General features: G+C 74.3%; 20 protein-coding genes. 14 read left to right on the forward strand and 6 right to left on the reverse strand.

What is annotated here, in order from left to right; genetic code table 11:
• The first annotated feature begins 62 nt into the window (after nt 1–62).
• From AB0447_RS01340 to AB0447_RS01395, 12 genes are all read left to right on the forward strand, one after another.
• Nucleotides 63–1,349 carry an ATP-grasp domain-containing protein gene (locus tag AB0447_RS01340; protein ID WP_366474338.1) on the forward strand — a complete coding sequence of 429 codons (1,287 nt, stop codon included), beginning with the start codon at nt 63–65 and terminating at the stop codon, nt 1,347–1,349.
• Complete coding sequence (locus AB0447_RS01345; RefSeq protein ID WP_366474339.1) at nt 1,346–2,215, forward strand: DUF364 domain-containing protein; 870 nt, start codon at nt 1,346–1,348, stop codon at nt 2,213–2,215. Before AB0447_RS01340 ends, AB0447_RS01345 begins: the two co-directional genes overlap by 4 nt.
• Nucleotides 2,212–3,333 (forward strand): pyridoxal-phosphate dependent enzyme, encoded by a 1,122-nt coding sequence (locus AB0447_RS01350; protein WP_366474340.1) that lies wholly within the window; start codon nt 2,212–2,214, stop codon nt 3,331–3,333. The genes AB0447_RS01345 and AB0447_RS01350 overlap by 4 nt, the downstream gene beginning before the upstream one ends.
• Nucleotides 3,330–4,484, forward strand: coding sequence for a dipeptide epimerase (locus tag AB0447_RS01355; RefSeq protein ID WP_366474341.1), 1,155 nt, complete (start codon nt 3,330–3,332; stop codon nt 4,482–4,484). The genes AB0447_RS01350 and AB0447_RS01355 overlap by 4 nt, the downstream gene beginning before the upstream one ends.
• Nucleotides 4,481–5,767: an MFS transporter gene (locus AB0447_RS01360; protein WP_366474342.1), complete on the forward strand. Its 1,287-nt coding sequence runs from the start codon at nt 4,481–4,483 to the stop codon at nt 5,765–5,767. Before AB0447_RS01355 ends, AB0447_RS01360 begins: the two co-directional genes overlap by 4 nt.
• Entirely contained in the window at nt 5,764–6,573 is an 810-nt protein-coding gene (locus AB0447_RS01365; RefSeq protein WP_366474343.1) for a class I SAM-dependent methyltransferase, read from the forward strand. Before AB0447_RS01360 ends, AB0447_RS01365 begins: the two co-directional genes overlap by 4 nt.
• Nucleotides 6,570–8,135: an ABC transporter substrate-binding protein gene (locus AB0447_RS01370; protein ID WP_366474344.1), complete on the forward strand. Its 1,566-nt coding sequence runs from the start codon at nt 6,570–6,572 to the stop codon at nt 8,133–8,135. Before AB0447_RS01365 ends, AB0447_RS01370 begins: the two co-directional genes overlap by 4 nt.
• Nucleotides 8,132–9,079, forward strand: a complete 948-nt coding sequence (locus tag AB0447_RS01375) for an ABC transporter permease (protein WP_366474345.1) — start codon at nt 8,132–8,134, stop codon at nt 9,077–9,079. The genes AB0447_RS01370 and AB0447_RS01375 overlap by 4 nt, the downstream gene beginning before the upstream one ends.
• Nucleotides 9,076–9,879: an ABC transporter permease subunit gene (locus AB0447_RS01380; RefSeq protein ID WP_366474346.1), complete on the forward strand. Its 804-nt coding sequence runs from the start codon at nt 9,076–9,078 to the stop codon at nt 9,877–9,879. The genes AB0447_RS01375 and AB0447_RS01380 overlap by 4 nt, the downstream gene beginning before the upstream one ends.
• Complete coding sequence (locus AB0447_RS01385) at nt 9,876–11,375, forward strand: ATP-binding cassette domain-containing protein (protein ID WP_366474347.1); 1,500 nt, start codon at nt 9,876–9,878, stop codon at nt 11,373–11,375. Before AB0447_RS01380 ends, AB0447_RS01385 begins: the two co-directional genes overlap by 4 nt.
• A gap of 79 nt (nt 11,376–11,454) precedes the next feature.
• Nucleotides 11,455–11,949, forward strand: a complete 495-nt coding sequence (locus tag AB0447_RS01390) for a MarR family transcriptional regulator (protein WP_366474348.1) — start codon at nt 11,455–11,457, stop codon at nt 11,947–11,949.
• Nucleotides 11,946–12,467: a MarR family transcriptional regulator gene (locus tag AB0447_RS01395; protein WP_366474349.1), complete on the forward strand. Its 522-nt coding sequence runs from the start codon at nt 11,946–11,948 to the stop codon at nt 12,465–12,467. The genes AB0447_RS01390 and AB0447_RS01395 overlap by 4 nt, the downstream gene beginning before the upstream one ends.
• A 47-nt stretch (nt 12,468–12,514) precedes the next feature.
• Here AB0447_RS01395 and AB0447_RS01400 read toward each other — a convergent pair whose 3' ends face one another.
• Together AB0447_RS01400 and rpmF are read right to left on the reverse strand one after the other, a co-directional pair.
• Entirely contained in the window at nt 12,515–13,696 is a 1,182-nt protein-coding gene (locus AB0447_RS01400) for a GTP-binding protein (RefSeq protein WP_366474350.1), read from the reverse strand.
• Nucleotides 13,697–13,701: 5 nt separating this feature from the next.
• Nucleotides 13,702–13,872: a 50S ribosomal protein L32 gene (gene rpmF, locus AB0447_RS01405; protein ID WP_366474351.1), complete on the reverse strand. Its 171-nt coding sequence runs from the start codon at nt 13,870–13,872 to the stop codon at nt 13,702–13,704.
• Between the two features lie 179 nt (nt 13,873–14,051).
• Here rpmF and AB0447_RS01410 point away from each other — a divergent pair, with 179 nt between their 5' ends.
• Nucleotides 14,052–15,605 carry an SDR family oxidoreductase gene (locus AB0447_RS01410; RefSeq protein WP_366474352.1) on the forward strand — a complete coding sequence of 518 codons (1,554 nt, stop codon included), beginning with the start codon at nt 14,052–14,054 and terminating at the stop codon, nt 15,603–15,605.
• A gap of 86 nt (nt 15,606–15,691) precedes the next feature.
• On the forward strand, nt 15,692–17,074 hold the full coding sequence (locus tag AB0447_RS01415; protein WP_366474353.1) for a deoxyribodipyrimidine photo-lyase: 1,383 nt from the start codon (nt 15,692–15,694) through the stop codon (nt 17,072–17,074).
• Between the two features lie 37 nt (nt 17,075–17,111).
• Here AB0447_RS01415 and AB0447_RS01420 read toward each other — a convergent pair whose 3' ends face one another.
• Genes AB0447_RS01420 through AB0447_RS01435 form a run of 4 tightly spaced genes read right to left on the reverse strand, consistent with a single transcriptional unit; the run spans nt 17,112 to nt 21,458 of the window.
• Nucleotides 17,112–17,786: an NAD-dependent epimerase/dehydratase family protein gene (locus AB0447_RS01420; RefSeq protein ID WP_366474354.1), complete on the reverse strand. Its 675-nt coding sequence runs from the start codon at nt 17,784–17,786 to the stop codon at nt 17,112–17,114.
• Entirely contained in the window at nt 17,783–19,966 is a 2,184-nt protein-coding gene (locus AB0447_RS01425; RefSeq protein WP_366474355.1) for a xanthine dehydrogenase family protein molybdopterin-binding subunit, read from the reverse strand. Before AB0447_RS01425 ends, AB0447_RS01420 begins: the two co-directional genes overlap by 4 nt.
• Nucleotides 19,963–20,958, reverse strand: coding sequence for a xanthine dehydrogenase family protein subunit M (locus AB0447_RS01430; protein WP_366474356.1), 996 nt, complete (start codon nt 20,956–20,958; stop codon nt 19,963–19,965). The genes AB0447_RS01425 and AB0447_RS01430 overlap by 4 nt, the downstream gene beginning before the upstream one ends.
• On the reverse strand, nt 20,955–21,458 hold the full coding sequence (locus tag AB0447_RS01435) for a 2Fe-2S iron-sulfur cluster-binding protein (protein ID WP_366474357.1): 504 nt from the start codon (nt 21,456–21,458) through the stop codon (nt 20,955–20,957). The genes AB0447_RS01430 and AB0447_RS01435 overlap by 4 nt, the downstream gene beginning before the upstream one ends.
• Nucleotides 21,459–21,483: the final 25 nt, after the last annotated feature.

Here is a 21,483-nt window from a genome sequence, read left to right on the forward strand (position 1 = left end):
ATAACGTCCTGCTCGGCTCCGGACGCACCCGGAGCCGTGACGGCGGTCTGAGAGGAAGTTCCGTGGCACATCTGCTGGTTCTCGAGAGCTGGGTGGGATCGATGAGCAGGCTGCTGCCCAGGGCGATCCGCGAGGGCGGACACGAGTTCACCTTCGTCACCCGCGACCTCCACCACTACCTGCGGGCCGGCTCCGCCGACGGACCGCACCCCCTCCTCGCGGCCCGCAACATCCTCACCGCCGACACCAACGACCCGGACGCGCTGCTGCCCCATCTGGAGCGGCTGCACGCGGTGCTCGCCTTCGACGGGGTGGTGTCCTCCTGCGACTACTACCTGCCCGCGGTGGCGCGTACGGCCGAACGGCTCGGCCTGCCCGGCCCCGCCGCCCCCGCGGTCGAGGCCGCTTGCCGCAAGGACCTCACCCGCCGGATCCTGGCCGAGGCCGAGGTGCCCGGCCCCCGCTTCGCGATCTGCACCGACCCGGCGCAGGCGGCAGCCGCCGCCCGAGAGATCGGCTACCCGCTGGTCGTCAAGCCGGTGGACCTGTGCGCCGGCATGCTGGTCCGCGAGGTCCGGGACGCGAGCGAACTCGACGCGGCCTGCCGGGCGCTGGCCGCGTTCCCGGTGAACGCCCGCGGCCAGGACCGAGCCCCGCTCTTCCTCCTCGAGGAACTCCTCACCGGACCCGAAGTCAGCGTCGAAACCGTCTCCTTCGACGGGACCGCGCACATCGTCGGCATCACCGACAAGAGCATCGGCGGAGCACCCGCCTTCATCGAGACCGGCCACATGTTCCCGGCGGACATCACCGCCGAGCTGCGGCAGCAGGCCGCCGAGACCGCCCTGGCGGCGGTCGAGGCCCTCGGGCTGGACCAGGTCGTCTGCCACACCGAGATCAAACTGACCCCGCAAGGACCCGGGGTGGTCGAGGTCAACCCCCGCCCGGCCGGCAACCGGATCACCGAACTCGTCCGGCACGTCACGGGCATCGACCTGGCCGCCGCCTGCGTGGACGTGGCCCTCGGCCGGACCCCCGACCTGGCACCCCGCCCCACCGGGGTGCACAGCGCCGCCATCGCCTTCCTGCTCCCCGACACCACCGGCACCCTCGCCGCCATCGAGGGCGCGGACGGCGTCCGCGAGCGGCCCGAGGTCCTGGAACTGACCCTCGCCGAACCCGGCCGCACCGTCCGCGCCGCAACCAGCAACAACGAATACCTCGGCCACATCATGACCGCCGACACCCGGGGCGCGGGCGCCCGCGACACCGCCGAGCGGCTCCTCGCCCACCTGCACCCCACTTTCGAAGAAGAGGGCGCCGTGCTGCCCGTGGCGGTGCCCGCATGACCACACAGGCAGCCCAGGCAGCCCAGGCAGCGCAGGCGGCCCCCCGGCACGAGCCGGCCCCCGCCCGCACCGTCGACCAGCTCATCACCCGGGTCCGCGCCGGGGCATACGGCCCCGACCCCGCCCGCGAACGCATCGCGCTCGCCTTCACCACCGCCCAGGCCGTCCGCCACGAAGGCCGCAGCAGCGGCTACCGCAACGAGGTCCTCAGCCTGCGGCTGGACGCGGCCGTCGGATCCTGCGCCGTGGAACCCGGCGCGCTGCCCGCGGCGGCCCTCGACGACTGCGTCGGCACCACCGTCGCCGACCTCCTCGACCACCCGCTGCTGCCCGTCCGCATGGCCGCCCTCGACGCGTACCTGATGCACGTACGCCCGCACACCCCCGGCCACGGCGCCCGCCCCCACCCCCTGCCGGCCGGCAGTTCCCTGCACCGGTCCCGGTCCCGGGCCCGGGCGGTCGTCGACCTCCTGCCCGCCGCCGGGCTCCACCGCGTCCTCGTCGTCGGCGTCGTCAACTCCCTGCTGGAACAACTGCGCGCCCGCGGAACCGGATACCTGCCCTGCGACCTCAAGGGCGGCACCACCGAATGGGGGGAGCCGGTCCACACCGACGCCCTCGCCGAGCTGGACCGCTGCGACGCCGTCCTGGCCTCCGGCATGACCCTCGGCAACGGCACCTTCCAGCCGCTCCTCGACCACGCCGCGACCACCGGCAAGCCCCTCGTCATGTTCGCCCAGACCGGCAGCGCCGTCCTGCCCCGGTTCCTGGGCGCCGGGGTGAGCGCCGTGTCCGCCGAACCCTTCCCCTTCTTCTGGCTCGACGGCGGCCCCGGAGTCATCCACCGCTACGGAGGTGCCCGGTGACCCTCGCACCCCCGCTGCACCGGCTGCCGGCCGGCGCCGCCCGCCCCGAGCTGCTGGCGCTGATCGGCCGCACCCCGCTCGCCCGGGTCCGCGCCGAACTCCCGTACCAGCACCCCGGATTCTGGGCCAAACTCGAATGCCTCGGGGCCGGCGGCATGAAGGCCCGGTCCGCCGTCTCCATGCTGCTCGGCGCCCGCAGCCGCGGCGAACTCCGCCCGGGCGCCCCCGTGGTCGAGTCGACCTCCGGCACCCTCGGCCTCGGCCTCGCCTTCGCCGGGCAGGCCCTCGGCCACCCCGTCGTCCTCGTCGGCGACACCGAACTCGAACCGTCCATGCGCCAGTTGCTGCGCACGTACGGCGCCCGGCTGGAGCTGGTCGACCGGCCCGCCGCCGAAGGCGGCTGGCAGGCCGCCCGGATCGCCCGGCTGCACGAGGTCCTGGCCCGGATGCCGGACGCCTACTGGCCCGACCAGTACAACAACCCCGACAACGCGGCCGGCTACCTCCCCATGGCGGCCGAACTCTGCGACCAGCTCGACCACCTGGACATCCTGGTGTGCAGCGTGGGCACCGGAGGCCACAGTGCCGGACTCGTCGGGCCGCTGCGCCGCCGCTGGCCGCGGCTGAAGGTCATCGGGGTCGACTCCGTCGGCTCCGCCATCTTCGGCCAGCCCGCCCGCCCCCGCCTGATGCGCGGGCTCGGCAGCAGCATCCACCCCCGCAACGTCGCCCACCACGCCTTCGACGAGGTGCACTGGGTGGGCCCGGCCGAAGCCGTCGACGCCTGCCGCCGGCTCGCCCGGGGCAGCTTCGTCAGCGGCGGCTGGAGCACCGGCGCCGTCGCCCTGGTCTCGGCCTGGGCGGCCCGGCTGGAAGCCGGCGCGGTCGTCGCCACCGTCTTCCCGGACGGCCCGCACCGCTACCTCGGCACCGTCTACGACGACGACTTCTGCCGCGCCCACGGCCTCGACCGCGCCGAACTGGCCGTCCGCCCGCTGGAGATCGCCCATCCGCAGGCCGCCGAGGCCACCGGCTGGGCCCGCTGCCGCACCGTCCTCGACCCGGTCGCCGCCACCCGGCCACGGCCGTCCGCGCCCGCCCGGGGAGGTGCCGCGTGAAACTCCGATGGCACACCACCACCCTTGAACTGGCCGAACCCCTGCGCATCTCCCGCTCCGTGATGGCCCGCCGCGACGCCGTCTGGGCCGCCGTCGAACACGGCGGACTCACCGGCTGGGGCGAGGCCGTCAGCAGCGACTACCTCGGCCTGCCCACCGACCGCATCGTGCGGAACCTCACCGCCGTGCGCCCCGTCGTCGAACGCTTCCCCGACCCCGAGACGCTGTGGGACGAGTACACCGCCGGCGCCCTGCCCGGCCTGCCCGAGCTCCCGGCCGGTGTCCTCGCCGCCGTCGAGGCCGCCCTGCTCGACCTGGTCGGCAAGCGGGCCGGCCGGCCCGTGCACCAGCTGCTGGGCACGCCCACCGCCCCGGCCGCCGCCACCACCCGCACGATCGGCATCGTCGCGCCCGTCCCGGCGGCCGCGCAGGCCGCCCGCCTGGCCGTGAGCGGATTCACCGCCCTCAAGGTCAAGGCCGGATCCCCCGATCCGGGGGAGGACCTCGCCCGGGTGGAGGCCGTGCGGACCGGTGCGCCCGAGGCCGGCCTGCTGCTAGACCCCAACGGCGCCTGGACCGAACGGCAGGCCCTCGACCTGCTCCCGCGCTTCGCCGCCCTCGGCGTCACCGCCGTGGAACAGCCCATCGCCCCGGGCCGCCCCGACGCCCTCGCCCGGGTGGCGAAGGAATCCCCGGTCCCGGTCATCGCCGACGAGGACGCCGTCTCCTACGAGGACGCCGTCGCCCTCGCCGGACTGGTCCACGGGGTCAACGTCAAACTCGCCAAATGCGGCGGGGTGCGCGCCGCCCTGCGCATCCACGACGCCCTGCACGGCAGCGGCACCGAGCTGATGCTCGGCTGCCTCACCGCCAGCTCCCTCGGCATCGCCCCCGCCGTGCACCTGGCCGACCGGGCCCGCTGGGTGGACCTCGACGGACACCTGCTGCTCGCCGACGACCCCTGGACGGGCATCGGCGGAACCGACGGCACCGTACGCGTCGCGGACCGGGCCGGCCTCGGCGTCCGGCGGGCCCAACGGGAGGACGTACGGAAGGACATGGCGCAGGACGGACGGCAGGACGTACGGCGGGGCGCACGGCAGGACGTACGGCAGGACGTGCGCGGGACCGGCCCGGAGGGAGCGCGGTGAAGACCCTCGCCGCCGTCCGCGGCTTCCCGCTCGCCGTCCGCCTCCTCCTGGTCAACCAGCTGGGCGTCAACACCGGCTTCTACCTGCTCATCCCGTACCTCGCCACCCACCTGTCCGAGGACCTCGGCCTCTCGGCGGCCGTCATCGGCGTGGTCCTCGGCCTGCGCAACCTCAGCCAGCAGGGCCTGTTCCTGATCGGCGGATCGGCCGCCGACCGGCTCGGCGCCCGCGGCGTGATCATCGCGGGCTGCGCCCTGCGCACCGTGGGATTCGGTCTGTTCGCCCTCGGGGACGCGCTGCCCCTGCTGCTCGCCGCCTCCATGCTCAGCGGGCTGGCGGGCGCCCTGTTCAACCCCGCCGTGCGGACGTACGTCGCCCAGGAGGCCGGCGAGCGCAAGGCCGAGGCCTTCGCGCTGTTCAACGTCTTCGCCACCACCGGAGCCCTCCTCGGGCCGCTCCTCGGCAGCCTGCTGCTGCTCGTGGACTTCCGGGCCGCCGCCGTCACCGCCGCCGCCGTGTTCGCCGTCCTCACCCTCGCCCAGCTCCTGGTCCTGCCCGCCCGCACCGTCGAGGCACCCGCCACCGGGGTGCTCGGCGACTGGCGGGAGGCCGTCGGAAACCGCCAGCTGCTCGCGTTCTCCCTGGCCATGGTCGGCATGTACGGGCTGGAGAACCAGCTCTACCTGCTGCTGCCGCACGCCGCGGCCCGGGCCTCCGGCTGGGACGGCTCCATCGGGCTGCTCTTCCTCGCCGGGACCGTCGCCAACCTGCTGTTCCAGCTGCGCATCACCCGAAGCCTCAAGGCCCGCGGCAGCAGGGGCCGCTGGATCGCCGCAGGCCTGGCGGTCATGGGCCTCGGCTTCGTGCCGCCGATGCTGGTCGCGGGCGCCGCAGCCGCGCACCCGCTGCACCTGCTGCCCGTCCTCGCCGGCGCGCTGCTGCTGCACCTCGGCGTGATGATCGCCTCCCCGTTCGTGATGGAGCTGATACCGGCCTTCGGCCGCTCCACCCTGACCGGCACCTCCTACGGCGTCTTCTACGCGGTCTCCGGCTTCGCCGCAGCCGCCGGCAGCGCGGCGATCGGCTGGTCCATGGACACCGCCGGCCACACCGGCCTGACCTGGCTGCCGTACGCCTGCTGCCTCGCCCTCGGCCTGACCTCGGCGGCAGCGGTCACCCGCCTGCACCGCCGCGGCGGCCTGCCACCGGACCCGCCCCCCGACTCGCCGCCCGACCCCCTGCCCCCACGGGCCCCCGCACGCCCCCGAAGCGAGACCACGTGACCAGCGGAAACCTCCTCACCGACCACCCCGAGCTCTACGAAGAGCGCTTCCCCGACCCCGGTCACCTCGCCGCCCGCTGGGCCGAGGACGTACTGGCACGCCACGGCACCGGCCCCCGCATCCTCGACATCGGCTGCGGCACCGGCCGCGACGCCGCCTGGCTGCACCACCGGGCCGGCCGCCGGGTCACCGGCATCGACACCTCCGGGGCCATGCTGGCGCACGCCCGCAGCCACCACCCCGGCCCCGCCTACCACCACGCCGACATGCGGGAGTTCGACCTCGGCACCACCTTCGACGGGATCGTCTGCCTCGACAGCGCCCTGCTCTACTGCCACACCAACGAGGACCTGACGGCCTTCCTGGCCCGATGCCGCGCCCATCTCGCCCCCGGCGGCCTGCTCGTCGCCGAAATGCGCAACGGCGCCTTCTTCCTCGGCACCACCGAACTGCTCGACGGCCCGCGCACCGCCACCTTCACCTGGCGCGGAACCACCTACACCTCCCACACCACCCTGTGGGTCGACCACGGCGCACAACTTCTGCGCCGCCGGAGGATCTGGACCGCCGACGACGGCTGCCCGCAGGAGGAGCAGCGCTCCGCCTGGCGCCTGCTCTTCCCGCAGGAACTCCGGTACTTCCTCAGCCAAGCGGGGTTCGAGGTCCTCGCCCTCCACGACGGTCCCGGTCCCCGCACCGAACCGCCGTGGAGCGAAGGCGAACCCCCGTACGGAACCACGAGTTCCGACCGCCTCCACCTCATCGCCCGCCGCACCCCCCAGCACAGCAACGGAGACACCCCGTGAACCACAGCTCCAGCGGCCTCGCCCGCAGAGGCTTCATCCTCGCCACCGGGGCCACCGCCCTCGCCCTCACCGCCGCCGGCTGCGGTCCGGGCACCACGCCGGACGCCGAGAACGCCGCGGCCGGCCCGCCCCGGCGCGGCGGCCGGCTGCGCGCCGCCTTCGCCGGCGGCGGCGTGAGCGAGACCCTCGACCCGCACGCCGCAAGCCTGTTCGTCGACGCCGCCCGCGCCAAGGCCCTGTTCGACAAGCTCGCCGACTTCGGCGCCGACCTCGCCCCGGTCCCGCGGCTCGCCGAACGCTGGGAGCCCAACGCCACCCTCGACACCTGGCGCATCACCCTCCGCAAGGCCGCCTTCCACGACGGCCGGCCGGTCACCGCCGAGGACGTCCTGTACAGCTACCGCCGGATCGCCGACCCCAAGGGCACCTTCCGGGCCAAGGCCTCCCTCGAACCCGTCGACCTGGCGGCCAGCCGGGCCGTGGACGCGTCCACCGTCGAGTTCAGGCTCAAGCGCCCCTACGCCGAATTCCCCAACGTCCTCGCGGCGTTCGGCGCGTACATCGTCCCCAAGGACGCCGCCTCCTTCGACCGGCCCATCGGCTCCGGCCCGTTCACCTTCGTCTCCTTCAAGCCCGGCAGCTCCCTCCTCCTCAAGCGCAACGACGCCTACTGGGAAGGCGCCCCGCACCTGGACGAGCTGGAATTCGTCGTCGCCTCCGAGGAATCGGCGCGGGTCAGCGCCCTGCTCGGCGGCCAGGTCGAATACGCCCACGAACTCACCCCGGCCAGCGCCCGCACCCACCAGGGCAAGGGCCGGATCGAGATCATCCGCCTCCCCGGCAGCGCCATGCAGGGCTTCGTCATGAAGACCGACCGGCCCCCGTTCGACGACAAGCGGGTCCGCCAGGCCTTCTTCCTCATCGCCGACCGCCGGGAACTCGTCGACGGGGCGCTGTCCGGAGCCGGCGAGGTCGGCAACGACCTCTTCGGCAAGGGCTACCGGTACTACGCGGCCGGCCTGCCGCAGCGCACCCAGGACCTCGACCGGGCCCGCGCGCTCCTCAAGGAGGCCGGCGCCGAGGGACTCAAGGTCACCCTCGACACCGCCCCCGCCGCCACCGGCTTCATCGAGGCCGCGGGCATCTTCAAGGAGCAGGCCGCCAAGGCGGGCGTCACCGTCGAGGTCAAGGTCGGCAACAAGGACACCTACTGGAAGGACATCCTCGACTCCGGCACCTTCGCCTCCTACCGGTCCGGCGCCATGCCCATCGAGTCCCACGTCTCGCAGCGCCTGCTGACCGGCTCCACCACCAACGCCACCAAGTGGCAGCACAAGGACTTCGACGACCTGTACCAGCAGGCCCAGTCCACCCGCGACGAGAAGCAGCGCGCCGCGCTCCACGAGCGGATGCAGCGCCGCCTGCACGACGAGGGCGGCTTCCTGATCTGGGGCTTCGCCGACTGGATCGTGGCCACCGCGCCCAAGGTCCGCGGCGTCTCCGACCAGGCACCCGCCAACACCCTCGACTGGGCCCGGTTCGACAAGACCTGGCTCGCGTGACCCTGCACCTGTCATGGATCGGCCGCCGCCTGCTCCTCGGCCTGGGGCAGACGGCGGCCGTGGTCCTGCTCATCTTCGTCCTCACCGAGGCCCTGCCCGGCGACGCCGCCGTCGCCCTCGCCGGGGAGCAGCCCGACCCCGAGCGCATCGCCCGCATCCGCGAAGCCATGGGCCTGGACCGGCCGGCCGCCGAACGCCTCCTCGACTGGGTCACCGGCATGCTCCACGGCGACCTGGGCACCTCCCTCGTCACCGGCCGGCCCGTCACCGGCTACCTGTCCGCCGGCATCGGCCCCACCCTGCTCCTCGCCGCCGCCACCCTCGCCCTGCTCGTCCCGGTCTCGGTCGGGCTCGGCGTGCTGGCGGCCCGCCGCGAGGGCGGCCTCCTCGACCGGACCGTCAGCGCCCTGACCCTGGCCGTGCACGCCGTACCGGAATTCGCCCTCGGCGTGCTGCTCGCCACCCTTTTCGGACTCTGGCTCGGCTGGCTGCCGCCGACCGCCGTCGGCGCGGACCCCTTCACCCGGCCCGCGGTCCTCGTCCTGCCCGTCGTCGTCCTGCTGTCCCGCCCGGTGTGCACCATCAGCCGCCTGGTGCGGGCCGGCATGGTCGAGGCGATGGCCTCGCCGTACGTCGCCCAGGCCCGGCGCTACGGCATCTCCGGCCGCCGCACCCGCTGGGCCCACGCCCTGCCCAACGCCCTGGCCCCCGCCACCCAGCAACTGGCCCGCACCTGCGACTGGCTGCTCGGCGGGGTGATCGTCGTCGAGGCACTCTTCGTCGTCCCGGGACTGGGCACCGTCCTCATCGAGGCCGTCGCCGCCCGAGACCTGCCGGTCGTCCAGGGCATGGCGGTCGTCTTCGGCCTCGTCACCGTCCTGGTCAACCTCGCGGCCGACCTCGTCGCCCGCCGATTCGCCCCCCGCGCGGAGGTGGCGGCATGACCGTGAAGCAGAGCCTGCCGAAGTACGCTCTCGCCCTCGCCCTGATCGCCCTGCCCCTGCTGCTCGCCCTCCTCGGCCCGCTGCTGGCCGGCCCGCCCGGGCCGCGGGCCGTCTCCTACGGCACCGGCGACGGGCACTGGCTCGGTACCGACTTCAGCGGCCGCGACGTCTGGCGGCAACTCCTCCTCGGCGGCCGCTCCGTCGTCCTCGTGGCCGTCGCGGCGACCGTGCTGGCCTACCTCCTCGCCGTGCCGCTCGGCCTCACCGCCGCCCTCACCCGGCGTACCTGGCTGGAGGAGGCGCTGATGCGGCCCCTCGACGTCCTCATCGCCGTACCCTCCCTGCTGCTGGTGCTGCTCGTCGCGGCCACCCTCGCGCCCGGCCCGGCCGGGCTGACCGTCCTGGTCGGGCTGGCCGCCGTACCGGAAGCGGCGCGGGTCGTGCACGCGGCGGCCGTCGAGATCGCCTCCCGGCCCGCCGTGGAGGCCCTGCGGATGCAGGGCGAGTCCTGGTGGCGCACCGCCGTCGGCCATGTGGCCCGCTCGATGCGCCGGACCTTGGCCGCCGACGCCGGGATCCGGCTCACCGGCGCCCTCTACCTGGTCGCCACCGCCGCCTTCCTGGGCGTGGGGGTCCAGCCGGACGCCGCCGACTGGGCGGTCATGGTCGACCACAACCGCCCCGGACTGTTCCTCCAGCCCTGGGCCGTGGTCGTGCCCGCCCTGCTCATCGCCGCGCTGTCGATGGGCACCAATCTGCTGTTCGACGCCGCCTTGCAGCGGAAAGGAGCGACACGATGAGCCTCGTCGCGGAAGTACAGGGCCTTCGGGTGGAGATCGGCGGACGGGCGGTCGTCGACGGCGTGAGCCTGCAGGCCCGCGCCGGGCGGATCACCGCCGTCATCGGCCCCTCCGGCAGCGGGAAGACCACCACGGGCCTGGCGCTGCTGGGCGAATACCCGCCGGGCGCCCGGGTCGAGGGCATCGTCCGCACGCCGGACGGCACGGTGGGGTACGTGCCCCAGCACCCGGCGGCCGTCCTCAACCCCGCCCGCCGCACGGGCGCCCTGCTGCGGGACATCGCCGCCCTGCGGGGCGGCGCCGGTGGCCGGCCGGAGCGGGACCGGCGGGTGGCGGAAGCCCTCCGGCTGGCCCGCCTGCCGGACCCGGCGGCCGTCCTGCGCCGCTTCCCCCACCAGCTCTCCGGCGGCCAGCAGCAGCGGGCCGTCCTCGCCCAGGCCCTGTTGGTGGGAGCCCGGGTCATCGTCGCCGACGAGCCCACCACCGGCCAGGACGCCCTCACCAAGCAGGGCGTGGTCGAGGAACTGGCGGCCGTGGCCCGGCAGGGCATCGCCGTGGTCCTGCTCAGCCACGACCTGGACGTCGTCCGGCAGTTGGCCGACGAGGTGGTCGTGATGCGGGACGGCCGGGTGGTGGACCGGGGGCCGGTGTCCTCGGTGCTCGCCGATCCCGGACCGGAGGCGCTCCCCGAGCCGCGGGCCCCCCGGCCGCGCGGCCCCGTCCGCCTCGCCGTACAGGAGCTGTCCGCCACCCACCGCACCGGACGGGGCACCACCGAGGTGCTCTCCGGGATCGCCACCTCGGTGGCGGCGGGGGAGTGCCTGGCGCTCGTCGGCCGTTCCGGCAGCGGCAAGACCACGCTGGGCCGCTGCCTGGCCGGCCTGCACTCCCGCTACTCCGGTGCGGTGCTGCTGGCCGGGACCCCGCTGCAGCGCAGCCTGCGCTCCCGCAGGCGCGCCGAACTGGCCGCCGTACAGTACGTGTTCCAGGACGCGCGGGCCGCCTTCGACGAACACCGGCCCGTCCTCGACCAGGTCGCCCGCACCGCGGTGCGGCTGCGGGGAGCGGGCCGGGAGGAGGCACGGGATGCGGCCGTGCGGACCCTGGGGGAGCTGGGCCTGAGCGGGGAGTCGGCCGGGCGCCGCCCCGGCGGGCTCTCCGGCGGCGAACTCCAGCGGGCCGCGCTCGCCCGCGCCCTGCTCGCGCAGCCGGACGTACTGGTCTGCGACGAGATCACCTCCGGGCTGGATGCCGCCGCCCGGCACGCCATCCTCGGCGTCCTGGCGGGCCTGCGCGAACGCGCCGAGCTCAGCCTGGTGTTCATCACCCACGACCTGGCAGCCGCCGGCGCTCTGGCCGACCGGATCGCCGTACTGGACGCGGGCCGCATCGTGGAGGAGGGCCCGGCGCACGAGCTCCTGGCCGCCCCGCGGCACCCGGTCACCCGCGCGTTGCTGGAGGCCGGGGCACCGACGCCGGTGAGCCCGGCCCCCTGAGGGGGCCGGGCTCGGGGGCGCCGTCACGTCCGCCAGAAAATAGTAGCCATGTACATAGTAGCCATGTACTTTATCTGGCATGAGCAAGGGTTCACCGGGTCCCACGCCCGGCTTCCTGGTGTGGCGGCTCGCCAACAAGTGGCGCGTCGCGGTCGATCGCGCGGTGGCTCCGCTGGGCCTCACCCACGCGCAGTACTCACTGGTCGCGTCGCTGTACGGCATGCAGCGCGCCGGCGAGCGGCCCAGCCAGCGCCGGCTCGCCGACCACACCGGCCTGGAGGCGCTGTACGTCTCGAAGCTGGCGCGCGCCCTCGAGTCGGCCGGCCTGATCGAGCGGACCCGTGATCCCCGCGACCCGCGCGCCGTCCAGCTCGCCCTCACCGAGCAGGGCCGGGCCGTCACGCGGCAGGCCATCGCGGTGGTCCAGGAACTGCTCCAGCAGTTGCTGGAGCCGCTCGGCGGCCTCGACGCCCCGCGGACGCGCGCGTTCACCGAAGAGCTGACGACCCTGCTCGACGCACCTCTCGCTCCATCCCTACCGAACGACGAGAGCACTCAGGGGACAACACCATGACCACCGCAGCCACCGCAGCCACCGCAGCCACCACAGCCACCACAGCCACCACAGCCACCACAGCCACCACTGCATCCGCCGCCACCGCACCCGCCGCCGACTCGCGCGCCCTCGGCCTGGCCCACTACGCCGCCCGCGGCGTCCTGGAGCACGTGCTGGCCCGGCACGGCGTCACGTTCCGGCAGCAGGTCGCCCTGCGCGCCGCCGTCACCGCCGAGGCCCCGCAGACGGCGGACGATCTCGTCGCCCAGGTCCGGCGCTCCCTCAAGGCCGATCCGGCCGGCCTCCGCGCCACTCTCGCCGAACTGCTGGACAAGCAGCTGCTCGTCGCGGACGGCGCGCACCTCCGCCCCACGGATGCGGGGCGCGAGCTGATCGCCGCCGTCGGCGCGGAGACCGCCCCCATCAGCGCCCGCATCTGGGGCGGGATACCCGCCGAGGACCTGGCCGCCGCCGGCCGCGTCCTCGCCCTGGTCACCGGGCGCGCCGACGCGGAGCTTGCGGCGCTGACCGCCTGACCGCCTGACCGCGGGTGCTCGGCGGGCCGAACCGGGTGCCCGGAGGCTCAGGCCGCTTCCGGGGCGGCGGCCGGCTCGTGCTCGCAGGCGTCGTCGATGCCGTACGTCTCCCAGTGCGGGAACTCGTCCTCGGCGGGCACCGGCTCGCCCGGCACCGTCAGGCAGGCTTCGAGCGCGGCCCGCAGGGCCTCGCTGCGCAGTCCGGTGCCGATGAACACGAGTTCCTGTCCCTGGGCGGTGTCCGGTCCGCGGGCGCCCGAGGGCTCGAAGCGGGCGACCGCGCCGGCCTGCGACCACAGTCCGGTCACCCGGGGCCGGCTGGCGAGCCAGAAGAAGCCCTTCGACCGCAGGACCCGTCCGAAGGTGCCGCTGTCCAGGCCCTTGGTGACGAAGGTCCACAGCCGGCCGGGGTGGAAGGGCAGCCCGGAGCGGAAGACCAGGGAGGAGATGCCGTACTCCTCGGTCTCCGGGACGTGGTCGCCGTTGAGTTCCTTGACCCAGCCCGGGGCCTGCTGGGCCCGCTCCACGTCGAACAGCCCGGTGCCCAGGACCTGTTCGAGCGCCACCCGGCCGCGGACGGCGGGCACGATCCTGGCCTCGGGATTGAGCCGGGTGAGCACGGCGCGCAGCCGCGCGGCCTCCTCGGGGCCGACCAGGTCGAGCTTGTTGAGGACGATGACGTCCGCGAACTCGACCTGGTCCATGAGGAGATCGCTGACCGTGCGCTCGTCGTCCTCGTACTGGTCGAGCCCGCGCGCGGCGAGTTCGTCGCCCCCGCCGAGCTCCGGCAGGAAGCCGGCCGCGTCCACGACGGTCACCATGGTGTCCAGCCGGGCGAGGTCGCCGAGGGTGGCGCCGTCGTCGCGCGGGAAGGAGAACGTCGCGGCCACCGGCATGGGTTCGGAGATGCCGCTGGACTCGATGAGGAGATGGTCGAAGCGGTCCTCGCGGGCCAGCCGGTCCACCTCCTCCAGCAGATCGTCGCGCAGGGTGCAGCAGATGCACCCGTTGGTCATCTCGACCAGCCGCTCCTCGGTGCGGGAGAGTGCCGCCTCGCCGCCGCGGACGAGGGCGGCGTCGATGTTGACCTCGCTCATGTCGTTGACGATGACCGCGACCCGCAGGCCCTCGCGGTTGCCGAGGACGTGGTTGAGCAGCGTGGTCTTTCCCGCGCCGAGGAACCCGGACAGGACGGTGACGGGCAGTCGCCCGTCGGTCGTGCCAGTCATCCGGCTCAGCCCTCGGGCCGCAGCAGGCCGCGCTCGTACGCCTTCACCAGCCGCTGCGGGACCCGGTACACCGATCCGTCGACCGTGATCGGGACGAGCTGCGGGGTGGTGGCCTTCCACTGGGCGCGGCGGTGGCGGGTGTTGCTGCGGGACATCTTCCGCTTCGGAACGGCCATGGGGGACCTCCTGGGGTGTCGGAACGTATGGACGGGGAGCCTATATGGAAACGGTTCCCATTATCAATCTGTGGTCCCGTCCGCCGGACGGGTGACGGAACCCCCCGTTCGCGTGTTCCGCGCATCCCCCCGGCCCGGCCCGGGGGAAAGCACCCACGACGGAGGAGCGGAGAGAACTAATGAGCACACACGCCGAAACGGCCGGACCGCAGGATCCCGGGAGGCAGCTGCACTGCCTGGTCACCGGGGCCGGCGGATACATCGGCGGCCGCCTGGTGCCCGAGCTCCTCGACGCCGGCCACCGCGTCCGCTGCCTCGCCCGCACCCCGGCAAAGCTGCGCGACCACACCTGGGCCGGCCGGGCCGAGGTCGTGCGCGGGGACGTCACCGACGCGGCCTCGGTCGCGGACGCCCTGCAGGGCATCGACGTCGCCTACTACCTCGTCCACTCCCTCACCACCGGGACCGGCTTCGAGGGGAAGGACCGCACGGCCGCCCGGATCTTCGCCGAACAGGCACGCGCCGCCGGCGTCCGGCGCATCGTCTACCTGGGCGGACTGACCCCCGCCGCCGAGCCGGCCCGCGCACTCTCCCCGCACCTGCGCTCGCGCGCCGAGGTCGGCGAGATCTTCCTGCGCGCGGACGTGCCGGCGACCGTACTGCGCGCCGCGGTCATCATCGGTTCCGGATCCGCGTCCTTCGAGATGCTGCGCTACCTGACGGAGCGGCTCCCCGTCATGGTCACCCCCAGCTGGGTCGGCACCCGCGTCCAGCCGATCGCCGTACGGGACGTCCTGCGCTACCTGGTGGGCAGCGCCCGCATGCCCGACGGGGTGAACCGGACCTTCGACATCGGCGGCCCCGACATCCTCACCTACGAGGAGATGATGCGCCGCTACGCCGCCGTGGCCGGCCTGCCGCACCGGCTGATCCTGCGCGTCCCGATGCTCACCCCCCGCCTGTCCAGCCTCTGGATCGGCCTGGTCACCCCCGTCCCGCCGGCGCTCGCCCGGCCCCTCGCCGAGTCCCTGCGCCACGAAGTGGTCTGCGAAGAACACGACATCGCCCGCTACGTCCCCGACCCGCCCGGACACCCCCTCGGCTTCGACCGCTCCCTCTCCCTCGCCCTCCAACGGGTCCGCGAGGCGAACGTGACCACCCGCTGGTCCTCCGCCTCGCTGCCCGGAGCCCCCAGCGATCCGCTCCCCACCGACCCCGACTGGGCGGGCGGCAGCCTCTACACCGACCGCCGGCAGCGGGACACCGAGGCTTCCCCGCACGCCCTGTGGGAGATCATCGAAGGGGTCGGCGGGGACAACGGCTGGTACTCCTTCCCGCTCGCCTGGGCCCTGCGCGGCTGGCTCGACCGCCTCGTCGGCGGCGTCGGCATCCGGCGCGGGAGGCGCGACGCGGCCCGCCTGCGGGTCGGCGACTCACTGGACTTCTGGCGGGTCGAGGAGATCGAACCGGACCGCCTGCTGCGGCTGCGCGCCGAGATGCGGCTGCCCGGCCTCGCCTGGCTGGAGATGTACGCCGACCCGCAGTCCGGCTCCGGCGCCCGCTACCGGCAGCGGGCCCTGTTCCACCCGCACGGCCTGCTCGGCCACCTCTACTGGTGGAGCGTGTCCCCGTTCCACGCCGTCGTCTTCGGCGGCATGGCCCGCAACATCACCCGCGCCGCCGAACGCCTCAGCGCCGAGCGTGCGGACAACGGGCCGGAAGAGAACCGCTAGCGGGTTTCCGGCGGGGCATCCAGCGGACGCCCGCCGCGCGAGCCCCTCATGCCAACAGCCTCCCCGTCCCGATGCGGAGCAGACCGGTGAACGTCGCGATCGTCCTGTACACCTCCGACCTTCGGGTCCACGACCACCCGCCGCTGCGCGCGGCACTCTCCTCCGTCGACCGGGTGGTCCCGCTGTTCGTCCGCGACCGCGGTATCGACGCCGCCGGCTTCGCCGCACCCAACCGGCTCGCCTTCCTCGCCGACTGCCTGGCCGACCTCGACCGCGCACTGCGCGACCGCGGCGGCCGGCTGGTCGTGCGATCCGGAGACGTCACCTCCGAGGTGTGCGCCCTGGCCCGGGAGGCGGCCGCCCACGAGGTGCACCTGGCGGCGGGAGTCAGCGCGTACGCCCAGGCCCGGGAGGAGCACCTGCGGGACGCCCTGGCCCGGGAGGGCCGGCGCCTGCACGTGCACGAAGGGGTCGTCACCGCCGTCGCCCCCGGCGCGGTGGTCCCCGCCGGTTCCGACCACTTCGCCGTCTTCACCCCCTACTTCCGCCGCTGGACCGAACTGCCCCCGCGCGCGGTACAGGCCGCCCCGCGCGCCGTGCCGGTCCCCGACGGCATCACCTCGGAGCCCCTGCCCGCGCGCAGCGCCGTACCGGGCGTCTCGCCGGGGGTGCCGCGCGGCGGCGAAACCACCGGCCGTACGCTGCTCGCCCGCTGGGCCGCCGGCGGACTCCACCACTACCTCGGATCCCATGACGACCTCGCCGCCGACGCCACGTCACGGCTCTCCCCGCACCTGCACTTCGGCACCGTGTCGGCTGCCGAGACCGTACGGCGCGCCCGCGCGGCGGACGGCCCGGACGCCGAGGCCTTCGTACGCCAGATCTGCTGGCGGGACTTCCACCACCAGGTGCTCGCCGCCCGGCCCGGGACGGCGACCGAGGACTACCGCTCCCGCGGCGACCACTGGCGCACCGAACGGGACGCCGGACCGGAGATCCGGGCGTGGAAGGAGGGCCGCACCGGCTATCCGGTCATCGACGCGGCCATGCGGCAGCTGCGCCACGAAGGGTGGATGCACAACCGGGCCCGGCTGCTGACGGCGAGCTTCCTCACCAAGACCCTGTACGTGGACTGGCGCATCGGGGCCCGGCACTTCCTCGACCTGCTCGTCGACGGCGACCTCGCGAACAATCAGCTCAACTGGCAGTGGGCCGCGGGCACCGGCACCGACACCCGCCCCAACCGGGTCCTCAACCCGCTGCTCCAGGCCCGCCGCCACGACCCGCAGGGCGCGTACGTGCACCGCTGGGTTCCCGAACTCGCCGGACTGCCCGCCCCGTACGTCCACGAGCCGTGGAAGCTCCCCGGGCCGGAGCGGGCCCGGTACGACTACCCGGACCCCGTCGTCGACCTGGCCGACGGCCTGGCCCGGTTCCGGCAGGGCCGGGACCGGGCCCAGGACGCGTAGGGGTGTCCTGCCGATCGGGCCGGGCTCGCGCCCGGCCTCAGGGCCGGCGGTCGGCGGCCGCCCCGTTGATCTCCGGGCTGTGCAGGACGTGCTCCCCGGTACCACCCCGCTCCGCGACCGCGAGCATCGCGCGGCCCAGGGCCTCCGTGGTGGTCACGTATTTCGGAGCCACCCGCCGCAGCAGCGGGTAGAGCCAGGAGGACGCGGCGTACAGCCGGCGGTAGAGCGGGGTGCGGGACCGGGCGCCGTGCAGCGGATGGATGTAGCCGGGCCGGAACACGTACGTGTGGAAGGGCATGGCGAGGAGGTCGTTCTCGGTACGTCCCTTCACCCGCGCCCAAGCCGAACGGCCGCGCTCCGTGCTGTCCGTGCCCTCGCCGGAGACATAGGTGAAGGTCAGGCCGGGTCGGGCGGGCAGCGCGCGGGCCGCGGCGAGGGTGTAGTCGTAGGTGATCCGGCGGTACTCCTCCGCGCTCAGGCCCGCTGAGGACACCCCCAGGCAGAAGAAGCAGGCGTCGATGTCCGCGAACTCCCCGGCCACGGAGGAGAAGTCGGTGAAGTCCCGGTGGACGAGCTCGCGGAGCTTGGGGTGGCTGAAGCCGAGCGGGCGCCGCACGACCGCGAGGACGCTGTCCACCCGGTCGTCGAGCAGGCATTCGCGGAGCACGCCCTGGCCGATCATGCCGGTGGCGCCGAACAGGAGAACGTTCACAGCAGTTTGTCCAAGGTGAGGGGCAGGTCGTGGACGCGCCTGCCGGTGGCGTGGTGGACGGCGTTGACGACGGCGGCCGCGACGCCCGTGATGCCGACCTCGCCGGCCCCGAGCACGCCCAGCGGCATGGTCGGATCCGGGTCGTCGAGGCACTGGACGTCGATCCGGGGTATGTCTGCGTGGACCGGGACGTGGTACTCGGACAGGCTCGGGTTCACGATCCGCCCGGTGCGCGGGTCGAGGAGGGTCTCCTCCGAGAGGGCCAGGCCGATGCCCATCACGATGCCGCCGCGCAACTGGCTCGCCACCGTGCGGGAGTTGACCACGCGGCCGACGTCGAAGACACCGGTCCAGCGGGTCACCCGCACCTCGCCCGTGTCGGGGTCGACCCGCACCTCGCAGAACTGCGCCCCGGAGGCCGCCTTCACCCAGCGCCGGCGGTCGGTCAGGAACTTGGTCATGAACCGCACCTGCCCGACGGCCTTCCCGAGGCGGGTGTCCGAGCCGGCGGCGGCCTCCACGTGGTCCCGCCCGGTGCGGGCCAGCACCTGCGCGTACGACTCCCCGGGCGCCGGCTGCCCGACCGCCCTGCGGATCTTCGCGCAGGCCGCCAGCAGGGACGCGGCCACGCTCGCGGTCTGCGCGGACCCGCCCGCGCCCGGCCCGGTCGGCAGGGCCGTGTCCCCGTACTCGACGGTGACGGCGGAGAAGGGCAGGCCGAGCGCGTCGGCGGCGATCTGGCCCTGCGCGGTCGCCGCGCCCATGCCCAGCTCGTGGAAGGCGCAGCGCACCAGCGCGGTCCCGTCGGCGTTCAGCCGTACCGTCACGTTCGCCGGGAGCTGCCACGACGGATGGTAGGCGGCCGCCGTGCCCCAGCCGACCAGCCAGCGCCCGTCCCGCATCGAGCCGGGCTCGGGGGTCCGCCGCGACCAGCCGAAGGCCTCCGCACCGGCCGCGAAGCACTCCCGCAGCCGCCGGTGGGAGAAGGCCTTGCCGTCGATGGGGTTGCGGTCCGGCTCGTTGCGGGCCCGCAGGTCGACCGGGTCCATGCCCAGCCGGTACGCCAGCTCGTCCATGGCCGCTTCGAGGGCGTACGAGCCGATGGACTCGCCCGGCGCCCTGATGTAGGTGTTGGGGGCGGTGTCCTGCCGGAGGACGTACTGCCGGTGGCGGATGTGGTCCGCGGCGTACAGGTGCCGGGCGACGGAGGTGATCTGCTCGGGGCCGCCTCCCGTCCGGCCGACCGGGGCGGTGCTGGTGTGGATCAGCGCGGTCAGCCGGCCGTCCCGGTCGGCGCCGAGCGCGACGCGCTGTACGGAGGGCTGCCGGCCGCCGGTGGCCCGGTACACGCCCTCGCGGCTGAGCGCGAGACGCACCGGGAGGCCGGTCACCCGGGCGGCGAGCACCGCCAGGACGGTGTGCGGCCACACCATGGTCTTGCCGCCGAACGCCCCGCCCACATAAGGGGAGACGACCCGGATGCCCGCGGCCGGGACGCCGAACTTCAGCGCCAGGTGGGTGCGGACCCACTCGATGTTCTGCGCGCTGTCGTGCACGGTCAGCCGGTCGCCGTCCCAGACGGCGGTGGTGGCGTGCGGCTCCAGGGCGTTGTGGTGGTGCCGCGGGGTGCCGAAGCGCAGGTCCACGGAGACGGGTGCGGCGGCGAGCGCCGCGTCCGCGTCACCCTTGCTGCCCTCGGCATGCTGGATCAGGCTCCCCTTCTGGGGGACCGCCGTCGGCTCCTCCGCCGCGAAGTCCGTGGCCGCGGGCAGGGGCGCGTACGTGACCTCCACCAGCCCGGCCGCTTCCTCGGCGGCCTCCCGGGTCCCGGCGACCACCACGGCGACCGGCTGCCCGTCCCAGTGCACCTCGTCGGTGTTCAGGTAGTTGACGGAGCTCGCGCTCGCCAGGGTGTCCAGGTTGACCGGGTTCGGCTTGGGCGGGGGCTTCATGGCGGGGGAGTTGAGGTGGGTGAGCACGGTGAGGACACCGGGGACGGCCTCGGCCGCGGTGGTGTCGATCGCGGTGATCCGGGCCCGCGCGACGGTCGCGTAGGTGAGGGCCGCGTACACCAGCCCCTCGTAGGCGAACTCCGCCGAGTACCGTGCCGTGCCCGTGGTCTTGGCCGGGCCGTCGACCCGGTCGACGGCGGTGCCGACCGTGCGGAAGGCGGGGGTCATGAGGCGCTCCCGTCGTCGTGGAGCCGGCGCAGGGTGGCGACGATCGTGCGCCGGGCCAGCTCGATCTTGAACTCGTTGCCGGAGCGGCCGGCCGCCTGCGCGAGTTCGGCCTCGGCGGCCCGCCCGTACGACTCCTCGCCGGCCGCCGCCCCGGTCAGCACCCGCTCGGCCTCGCGGGCGCGCCACGGCTTGGTGCCGACCCCGCCGAGGGCGAGCCGTACGCCGACCACCCGGCCCTCGCGGACGTCGAGCGCGGCGGCGACCGAGACCAGCGCGAAGGCGTACGAGGCGCGGTCGCGGACCTTGCGGTAGTGGGAGTGGGCCGCGAACGGCAGGGCCGGCAGCTCCACGGCGGTGATCAGCTCGTCGGCGGCGAGCTCCGTCTCCCGGTGGGGGGTCTCGCCGGGGAGCCGGTGCAACTCGGTGAGCGGGACGCGCCGCACGCCCCGTATGCTCTCGGCCTCGACCACTGCGTCGAGTGCGGCCAGTGCCACGCACAGGTCGGAGGGGTGGGCGGCGATGCAGTGGCCGCTGGTGCCGAGGACGGCGGTGGACCGGGCGAATCCGCCGAGGGCGTCGCAACCGGCTCCCGGCTCCCGCTTGTTGCACTGCGCGGCGGTGTCGTAGAAGTACGGGCAGCGGGTGCGCTGGAGCAGGTTGCCGCCGACGGTCGCCATGTTCCGCAGCTGGGGCGAGGCGCCGGCGAGCACGGCCTGGGTGAGCACCGGATAGCGGGTGCGGACCAGGGGGTGGGCGGCGAGCCGGCTGTTGCGGACGAGGGCGCCGATGCGCAGTCCGCCGTCCGGCAGCTCCTCGATCCGGTCCAGCGGCAGCCGGCTGATGTCGACGACCGTGTCCGGCCGCTCGATGTCCTGGCGCATCAGATCGACCAGGTTGGTGCCGCCGCCGAGGAACCTGGCCCCGGGGTGCTCGGCGACCGCGCCGACCGCCGTGGCCACGTCCGGGGCGCTGAGATAGCTGAAGGGCCTCATCGGGCTGCCACCTCCCTGATGGCATCGAGGACGCCGTTGTACGCGCCGCAGCGGCAGAGGTTGCCGCTCATCCGCTCGCGGATCTCCTCGTCCGTCAGCTCCGGAGCTTCCGCGGGATCCTCGGTCACCGCGCTGGGCATGCCCGCCGCGTGCTCGGCGAGCATGGCGATGGCCGAGCAGATCTGGCCCGGGGTGCAGTACCCGCACTGGAAGCCGTCGTGCCGGATGAAGGCCGTCTGCAGGGGGTGCGGGCGGTCGCCGTCGGCGACGCCCTCGATGGTGGTGATCTCGCGGCCGTCGTACTGGACGGCCAGCGCGAGACAGGAGCAGATCCGCTCCCCGTCCACGAGGACCGTGCACGCACCGCACGCACCTTGGTCGCAGCCCTTCTTCGTGCCGGTCAGGCCGAGCCGCTCGCGCAGTGCGTCGAGCAGGCTGACCCGGGGCTCCACTTCGATCGTCCGGACCGTGCCGTTGACGTGCAGCCGTACTTCGGGCATAGCGCCTCTCCGCCTCCGTTCCCGG

It is taken from the genome of Streptomyces sp. NPDC051211 (genome assembly GCF_040689505.1).
Lineage (GTDB): Bacteria > Actinomycetota > Actinomycetes > Streptomycetales > Streptomycetaceae > Streptomyces.

Excerpts from the sequence above, each read along its gene's own strand:
- AB0447_RS01380 (WP_366474346.1), top strand. The coding sequence starts at position 9,076 with ATGACCGTGAAGCAGAGCCTGCCGAAGTACGCTCTCGCCCTCGCCCTG.
- AB0447_RS01425 (WP_366474355.1), bottom strand. The coding sequence starts at position 19,966 with ATGACCCCCGCCTTCCGCACGGTCGGCACCGCCGTCGACCGGGTCGAC.
- AB0447_RS01385 (WP_366474347.1), top strand. The coding sequence starts at position 9,876 with ATGAGCCTCGTCGCGGAAGTACAGGGCCTTCGGGTGGAGATCGGCGGA.
- AB0447_RS01430 (WP_366474356.1), bottom strand. The coding sequence starts at position 20,958 with ATGAGGCCCTTCAGCTATCTCAGCGCCCCGGACGTGGCCACGGCGGTC.
- AB0447_RS01395 (WP_366474349.1), top strand. The coding sequence starts at position 11,946 with ATGACCACCGCAGCCACCGCAGCCACCGCAGCCACCACAGCCACCACA.
- AB0447_RS01345 (WP_366474339.1), top strand. The coding sequence starts at position 1,346 with ATGACCACACAGGCAGCCCAGGCAGCCCAGGCAGCGCAGGCGGCCCCC.
- AB0447_RS01410 (WP_366474352.1), top strand. The coding sequence starts at position 14,052 with ATGAGCACACACGCCGAAACGGCCGGACCGCAGGATCCCGGGAGGCAG.
- rpmF (WP_366474351.1), bottom strand. The coding sequence starts at position 13,872 with ATGGCCGTTCCGAAGCGGAAGATGTCCCGCAGCAACACCCGCCACCGC.
- AB0447_RS01400 (WP_366474350.1), bottom strand. The coding sequence starts at position 13,696 with ATGACTGGCACGACCGACGGGCGACTGCCCGTCACCGTCCTGTCCGGG.
- AB0447_RS01435 (WP_366474357.1), bottom strand. The coding sequence starts at position 21,458 with ATGCCCGAAGTACGGCTGCACGTCAACGGCACGGTCCGGACGATCGAA.
- AB0447_RS01390 (WP_366474348.1), top strand. The coding sequence starts at position 11,455 with ATGAGCAAGGGTTCACCGGGTCCCACGCCCGGCTTCCTGGTGTGGCGG.